The organism is Oscillibacter sp. CU971, from assembly GCF_905219725.1.
GTDB lineage: Bacteria > Bacillota > Clostridia > Oscillospirales > Oscillospiraceae > Oscillibacter.
In genome coordinates, this window is the sequence record NZ_CAJMXG010000139.1 from 1 (window position 1) to 7,806 (window position 7,806).

7 protein-coding genes are annotated in these 7,806 nt (G+C 55.3%); all 7 read right to left on the bottom strand.

Translation table 11 applies throughout. The annotated features are described in order from the left end of the window. Positions 1-391 precede the first annotated feature (391 nt). The 7 genes from JX325_RS10225 to JX325_RS10255 all read right to left on the bottom strand — a co-directional run bounded on the left by JX325_RS10225 (position 392) and on the right by JX325_RS10255 (position 7,310). Positions 392-1,150, bottom strand: a complete 759-nt coding sequence (locus tag JX325_RS10225) for a metallophosphoesterase (RefSeq protein WP_243414039.1) — start codon at positions 1,148-1,150, stop codon at positions 392-394. Then, positions 1,147-1,962 carry a metallophosphoesterase family protein gene (locus tag JX325_RS10230; RefSeq protein WP_204791042.1) on the bottom strand — a complete coding sequence of 272 codons (816 nt, stop codon included), beginning with the start codon at positions 1,960-1,962 and terminating at the stop codon, positions 1,147-1,149. The genes JX325_RS10225 and JX325_RS10230 overlap by 4 nt, the downstream gene beginning before the upstream one ends. Further along, on the bottom strand, positions 1,962-3,611 hold the full coding sequence (locus JX325_RS10235; protein WP_204791043.1) for a recombinase family protein: 1,650 nt from the start codon (positions 3,609-3,611) through the stop codon (positions 1,962-1,964). Before JX325_RS10235 ends, JX325_RS10230 begins: the two co-directional genes overlap by 1 nt. Before the next feature lie 2 nt (positions 3,612-3,613). Then, positions 3,614-4,363 (bottom strand): recombinase family protein, encoded by a 750-nt coding sequence (locus JX325_RS10240; protein WP_243414040.1) that lies wholly within the window; start codon positions 4,361-4,363, stop codon positions 3,614-3,616. Next, complete coding sequence (locus JX325_RS10245) at positions 4,360-5,958, bottom strand: recombinase family protein (protein WP_204791044.1); 1,599 nt, start codon at positions 5,956-5,958, stop codon at positions 4,360-4,362. The genes JX325_RS10240 and JX325_RS10245 overlap by 4 nt, the downstream gene beginning before the upstream one ends. Positions 5,959-6,035: 77 nt before the next feature. Continuing rightward, the gene (locus tag JX325_RS10250; protein WP_204791045.1) at positions 6,036-6,179 is read right to left on the bottom strand and encodes a hypothetical protein; all 144 of its coding nucleotides are present in this window, start codon (positions 6,177-6,179) and stop codon (positions 6,036-6,038) included. A 594-nt stretch (positions 6,180-6,773) separates the two neighbouring features. After that, a complete protein-coding gene (locus JX325_RS10255; RefSeq protein ID WP_204791046.1) occupies positions 6,774-7,310 on the bottom strand; it encodes a sigma-70 family RNA polymerase sigma factor in 537 nt (178 codons plus the stop codon). Positions 7,311-7,806 lie beyond the last annotated feature (496 nt).

Here is a 7,806-nt window from a genome sequence, read left to right on the forward strand (position 1 = left end):
GATCTAGTCAGGTATACGGCGGCGGCAACAGCGGCACCTTTCTCTGACCTGGCACTGACAAGCCTGCCAATTTCAAAGTACAGCTCCATCTGCGGCAGATTAGATGCCATCAAAACATCCAGCGATGTAAACATGGCACTGTAATCTATGGGTTTCCTGATGTTCATGGGTTCCTCCTTTCCGACGCAATGCGCCATTTTTACGATGAACGCAAAATAAAGAGAAACATGGGAATAAATCCCACGCTTCTCTTTATCTTGCGTTGTTTAATTTCCGGCGTGTCGACCGCCTTGCCGCCCATCCGCCTCTTCCGGAACGCTTAAACGCTCTTTGGAGATCTAAGATGATGGCATCATCATAGACTGGCCGTTGCCCGTGGCTGTCAACTCCTTCATACTATCTGCACGATCCGTTCCCATAGGAGCAGGTGCCTTTCGTCAATTTCCCGGTCCCCGTGACAGTGGCCGAACAGCCAGAGGCGATATCTGGCCTTCTGGCGGACCTCTTCGAGGAAGTCCGTCAGCGCGTCCTGCGGGCGGCTCAGCGCTTCTGCGATACCGCCGGGCGGACTGTGGGTGATGATGTAGTCTACCTCCCAGCCGTGGGCGTCCAGGTTCTGTCTGGCCTCGGCATATTCCTCCTTTGAGGGAAGCTCCTCCGGCCACCAGGACTGGCCCACGATCCGATACTGTCGGCGACCGTCCCTGAGCAGGCGGAAGAGCCTTTCGTAATAATCAGATGCAGCCGGGGCCAAGATGCCATCTTCGACGTCATGAGAGGAGGCGCCTCCCATGGTGAAGAAGGTATGGCCTTCCAGTGTGAAGACCTGCCCGCGCATGAGGTGGATGACGTGGGGGCGGAGGAACTGAACCTTTCCGCCGTTCCACTCCTCAACGGGATATTTGGATAGAGCTGTGAAGTTTTCGTGGTTCCCGTCCACGAAGGCGATTGTAAATGGCAGGTCCTCGAGAATCGCTAACTGAATCTCGTTTCTCCGACCTCCATGCCACAGGGCTGCAAAATCGCCGCAGACGATTATGGTGTCTGCCTTCGTCAAGGTCTTCATTTCCGGGAAACGGTCGGGGCTGAACCGGGAGAAGTTTCTATGAGTGTCACCTGTTACATAAATTATGCTTGCCGCCTCCTTCAAAGCTCCCTTGGGGCTTGTCTACCTTCCCGCGCATTGCCGGCCTCGGCTGCTTGCCGTAGCGCTGGACCTTGCGTGAGTTCAGTCATCTGCTTCCATTGGATGATGAATCGGTCGTCGACTACGCAGTCCCGATGGTAATGCCCAAGGAACCAGTGTTGGAACCGGCACAGGCGTTTTACTGTTTGCAGAAAATCCGTCAGCCTATCGGGAGTATAACCTTTATCAAGTTTTGCCTGTATACTGGTCGGCGCGCNGTGNGTCANAACACAGTCCACCTGCCAGTTTGCCCGCTCCAGATTCCTGATTGCCTCCTCANATTCCGCGTCCGATGGCAGCNCCTCGGGCCACCAGNAAACGCCTTTTACCCGAAACNTCTGCCGCGTCCTGCGTTTGAACCAGTATTCTCGCTCAAAACCGGGGGCCTCCGGATCAAGGATTCCGTCCTGGATAGCGTGGGACGCCGCGCCTCCCATGGTGAAGAAGGTCAAACCGCTGATCTCGAAGACTTGTCCGCGCATGAGGTGTATCACGTGGGGGCGGACACAGTGGACCCTTCCACCGTTCCAAGTATGAACAGGCAGGGCGTTCAGCATCTCAAAATTTTCGTGGTTTCCATCTACAAAAAGGGTCGTAAACGGCTTTTCCTCCAGCCAGTCGAGCCAGCTTCTTTCCGCGGAAGTACCGGCGAACACGCCGCCGAAATCGCCGCAGATTATCACGGCGTCCTCTCTTGTCATGGCCTTTGCNTGCGGGAAACGTTNGGAGCTGAATCGGGAAAAATCCCCGTGTGTGTCGCCGGTTACATAAATCATCAGGAAGCCGCCTNCTGCCGTTCTACNAAAATCGTTTGGACGATTNTCGTCCCATTTTTAAATGTAATCTCAATCTCGTCCTTGGACAGCACTTTGACCTCCCCCACCAGCTGGTGGACGATACTCTCGTTCCACTCCGTGACCTCCGCCGGAGCCTCCGCCATAACCTGTTCCGCCCATTCGAGCCGCCGCGTCAGCAGGTCGTTCTCAGCCCGGAGGCCCAAGACGTGGGCCTTGCGCTCCTTCAGCGCCGCCAGCTGTTCGCTGATGTCACGGAATTGGTCCATATTCCGCTGGATACTCTCCTCGCCGTCCGTCTCGTTCATGAGGCTGTCGAACCGTTTGGAGAGGTCCCCGATGGCCCGCTCAATATCCCCGAGGCTCATGACCTCGCCGGGGACTGGAGCCAGCTCCTGTGCCATTTCAGAGGCCACTCCGTCTGCCAGCACGTCCTTGCGGCTCATGAGGATATTGACGGCGGCCAGCGCGGCCTGCTGGAGCGGCTTCTCATCCAGAGTGGGGGAGCGCTTGCAGTAGGTCCTTCCGTGGTCAATCCGGTTGACGCAGCGCCACACGGGACGTTTCATTCCCTTCTGCGTCCAGACGACGCGGCGGTATGGCGTGCCACACTCCCCGCAGATGAGGAGCCCTGTCAGAGCGTGCTTGGAGCTGTACTTCCCAAGGCCGGTGGGGGCGCTCTTTTTCGTGCCGGCGGCCACGGCCTTCCGGCGGAGCGTCTCCTCCTGGGCGGCGTCGAACATCTCCCGGCTGATGATGGCCTCGTGGTGATTCTGGGTCCAGTATTTGGGGAGCTGCCCGGTGTTGACCACCGTTTTCTNGCTGATGCAGTCCTTGCGGAAAGTCTTCTGCATGATCACGTCGCCGCAGTATTTCTCATTTTGGAGGATGGATTGCAGGGTGGAGATGTTCCAGAAAACNTCCCCGGTAGCGTAAGGGATTTGTTCTGCCTCCANTTGGGCCTNGATGGCCCGGAGGGTATCCCCGGCCAGATAGCGCCGGAAGATGAAGCGGATGATTTCAGCCTGGTCCGGCACGATCTTCGGCTTGCCATCCTCGCCGCGGATGTAGCCAAGAAGGTGCTTGTACTGAATGACCACTCTGCCCTCCTTCATGGCCTGGTGTTTTCCCCAGATCACGTTTTTGCTGGTGCTCTCGCTTTCAGACTGAGCGAAGGCGCCGTAGAGCGTGAGCAAGAATTCGCTCTCCCAGGAGATGGANTTGAGGTTTTCCTTCTCAAAAATCACGGGGATGCCAAGTTGCCGGAGCTCACGGGTGTATTCGATGGTATGCAGTGTGTTCCGGGCGAAGCGGGAGAGGGACTTCGTGAGAATTAGGTCGATTTTGCCTCTCCGGCACTGGCGGATCATGCGCTGGAAGTCCTTCCGGCACTTGACGGAGGTGCCCGTTTTCCCTTCGTCAGCGAATATGTCTGCCATGATCCAGTCCGGATTTTCCTTGATTTTCTCGGTATAGTAGGCTTTTTGAGCCTCGTAGCTGGTGAGCTGCTCCTCGTCGTCGGTGGAGACGCGGCAGTAGGCGGCGACACGGAGCTGCTTTTTCACGGCCTGGGACTGCGTGNTTTCCTTCACCGGAGGGATCACAATGAGCTTGCTGGGGGCGGTTGTCATTTCTAAGAACCTCCTTCCACAATTTGACCATTTTTCAACTGAACGATGGCGCAGTGCTTCTGCATCATAATTTCTCGGACACTGCTATGAAGTAGGTCCGCGTCCAAACTTTTCAGCGGAGCGGTCCGACGGAATACCCGGCGGAGGCGCTCCGTTTCGTACTCCTCGGGGCCGATGGCGTCCAGGCGCTCGGCGGCGAGGACCAGGGCGGTGCGCCTGGCGGCGTCCTCATCCACGGGGGTCTCTCCAAGAAGGTCCGCCAGTTTCTGCCGCAGGATTTTGGCTTGTGCCGTACCTTCGAGTTTCGCAGTGGGAGCCTGGATGGAGCCGGGGTCCGCAATCAGGCGGTTCAGAATGCCAAGCACCTGGCCCTCCACATATTTGGGGGGATTCCCGCCGTANAGCCGACGCAGCTCTTTCTGTGCCGGTGTCTTCGTGATGGGCACGGTCCGCTCCGACTTCTGCGCCTGCGCTCTCTGAAAATCTTCCGCCGGAATCACGGCGGGAAAATCNCCGCAGCCGGTGTACTTGNCGTTCTCCAAAATACGGGCCACCATATTTTTGTTCCAGAGCTTGTCCGCGTCATAGGCAGGACCCGCGTCACGCAGATGCTCCACCAGGGCGGCGTAGGGCGCTCCGGCCAGATATCGCTGGAAGATATTGCGGACCGCCTCTGCCTCCACGGGATGCTCCATGACCGTGCCCCGCTCCATCCGGTAGCCGAAGGGCAGCTTTCGATTACTGGCCATCATCGCACCGTCCTTTCGATGTTCTCCGTCAGCTCCAGCCCGTTGATGAGGCGGAACCGGAGCCGCTCATTGCTCTCCACGATGATTTTGTTGACCAGCTCGCCGAACAGCTCCCCGTCGAAGGCGTCCAGGAAGTCCGGTGCGTCATTGAGGATATCCAGCAGCTCCTTGGTCTGGGCGATGGTCTGGTCCTCCTCAGCGTCCAGGAGACGGCTCTTCGCCTGCTTGGCGGCGCGGAGCTGTTCGGCCAGCCGGTCGGTTCGGGATATAAAAATATCAGGATCGACAGCGCCCTGCTTTTTCAGCACGGCCAAGAGTCGTTCCTGACGGGTGGTTTCCGCTATTTGATTGTTTAGNTCCACGATGTCCAAGCTCCAGAGGAGCCGGCGGCTGCGTGCGGTCTGGAGGNCCGAGAGAAGCTGTTCCANGATGGGACGGCCCTGGTGCTGGAGCTTGTAGTACAGGCGGAGGAATGCGTTACAGAATTCTCGCTCCGGGATTTGCGTGATAGGACAGGCCGCGGATTTGACATTGTGGGTGCGGCATACCCAGAAGGTAACGCCATGCGTGATTTTTCGCTTGAAATATGAACCGCACTTGGCGCAGAGAATTTTCAATGCGAAGTCATGCGGGGATTGACAGCGAGTCATAACATTTTCAGCCTTGCGGGACAGCAGAATTTGGACCTGATTAAAAATTTCTCTGCTTATGATGGGTGGATTGGAATCGGGAAGCCAGTATCTTACTTTCTGTCCGGTATTCCAGACCTGACGGTAGGGGAGTGTATCGGTTGTGAATCTTTTCTGCAATAGAGAATCACCGGCATATCGTTCGTTCTGGAGTATGTATCGGATGGTTATTCGCTGCCATCGTTCTTGGTGATCCCGTGTGGGGATTCCGAAGGTGGTGACTTCCTCAGCAATATCCTGCATACTGTATCCACTCAAATATTGCTGGAAAATCAAGCGGATAATTTCGGCTTCTTGTTCTTCGACAATGAGTTGACCATCGACCAGACGGTAGCCAAAGGGGGCTTTACACGTTGTAAACTTTCCAGCCTCCATCCGCCGCTTGTAACTCATCCGCATATTCAGGGAGATGGATTCGCTCTCTTTCTGCGCCAAGGCGGCGAAGATGGAGGCCAGCATCTCACCAGAAACCATAGAGCTGTCGATGTTCTGCTCCTCGAAGCAGACGCCCACGCCAATGGACTTCAGCTCCCGCGTGACCTTGAGGAAATCCCTGGTGTTCCTGGCGAACCGGGATACGGACTTCACCAGGACCTTGTCGATCAAGCCCCGTCTACAGTCGGAGAGAAGGCGTTGGAAATCATCGCGCTTGTCCGCCGACGTGCCGGTAATGCCTCTGTCGGCGTAGATATCCACCAGTTCCCAGTTCGGGTTCCCGCCGATGAGGGCGGTGTAATAGGCGTTCTGCGCGGCGAAGGAGTTGAGCTGGTCCAGGGAATCCGAGCTGACGCGGCAGTACGCCGCTACCCGGAGCTTTCGGGCCTCGGGTTGCTCCGCCGCCGGGATGGTGACGAGGCGGGGAGCCGCGTTCAGGGCCAGGGAACCACTGGTTTTCTTCTGCTCTGCCATTCGTACCACACCTCCTTCGGCAAGCAACACATTACCACAGAATCCATAGGATAGCTATCAAAATAGGACGGGCAAAATCAACAAATAATGATGCTGGCTCCGTTTTTCACGGCCAGCCGCGCGGCGATTCTCTTGAACTCAGTGTCATTGATGACTCCAGCTTTCAGGAGCGCTTTCAGCAGATTGACCTGCCCCAGCAGGTCGATGTTCGGGTTATTCATACGGGTGTCCTCCTATCTCAANATGCTTGATATCACAAAAACAGGGACCGCCGCCGCTGAGGATTTGCCCGTGNGGTTTCTGANCAATCCGTGCGTCGCTAGACCTGACTGCTGCACAGACGTGACCACAGCGGCGGCGATCCCTGGTGCTTCTAATATCAAGACTTTCCAATAAAGTCTCATTTCCACGCCTGCATTCGACACTACTTCCCCAGGCGTCAGGGCGAAGGACTTGGACGGCGGCTGGCTGGGCCGCCTCACAGGAGTTCCACCTCCGGCAGGATCTCTGTCGGCTGCCCTCCTTGCTTGAGGCTGGGACGGCGCAGGAGTATCTCCCTGACAGATTTCATGGCGAAACAGCCTGCCACAGGCTGTTTTTCGGACGGATGTGATCGCTTTGCACCTTCGTTGGCCGTAATTGATAAAAGCGGAAGAATTCACTGCAATCTCGCCGCGTTTACAGGTGGTCTTGGCGCATCCTCCAGCGTCGCTGTCCCCTCTCGTCAAGGGGACCTGTCAGGAACGTATCCAAGTCTTCGGATGTTCAGTTGTCAAAGAACAGGAGAGGCAGCCTTTGTTTTGCCTCTTACCTTTCTATTGGGAACTTTTTTCCCCTTTGACAACCAACAACTTTAAAGTTTTCAAAATTTTGTTTTTGCGCTTATGAACCGCATTTTGAGATAAACCAAATTCAGAGGCTAAATCACGTTCGCTTTTGCGGTCCTGCGCCAAAATAAGGGCGTCGATGATTGCGTAACTCTCACCATCCAGAGCGTTAAGCGCTTCTTTTAGCGCTTTTCGGAGGATGGACGCCATCGCCTGTTCCTCGGTGCTGGCGGCCATGTCGGGGATCAGATCTCCTTGGCTGCCATTTTCACCACCGCACAAAGGCAGAAGCTGCACTTGGGATTCCTGCGCTTGCAGATAGTCGCTGTGGTCCTTTTCCTTGCGCCAATCCTTATACTCCGCCTCTGTGGCCTCGATCATGAACTCGTCCATGTCGATGAAGTACCGGCCTTTTCCGGCAGGGGAGGTGAGGAGTTGGTAGAACTCTTTCCCATTGATCGCGGCCCATTCAATATCCGAGCCGATGGCCGAGGGGTCCCTTTTTATGTAATATTGTTTCGCCATGTGGCAAACCTCCATATTCTGAAATTTTGAAAAGTCAAGATTCCAGAAGCGGAGGACCACGGCATCCAGGAGAATACCGGAGGACGTAAGCTAATAAAAAGAAACAGCCGCTTTTGTGGCTTAACACAAAAGTGGCTGTTTGAAGGGCATAATTAACTTTCTGGGTAGATTTAACTAACCGTTGAATATAGATGGTACTCCCTGCTCTACCCCTCAATTTCATATCCAAGCCATTCTACGCAAGGGCCCTTCTTTATAAAATCCAGAAAGAAGCGTGTTCAGGCCATTTGGGGTATTACAGATTCTGACGCATAAAGCGGCGGAAAATATCTATACCGTTTGTAAAGGGTCTTTTAACACATTTAATTCATTGACGGTGGTTCTATGCTGCCTAAAAGCTACCGTGGAGGTAGTATATATCTAGGGAAACGCTGATTTAATTCCCCGAAATAATGGAAGATGTGATAAAATAAGGGAAAGGGGGCGCGGGGTATGA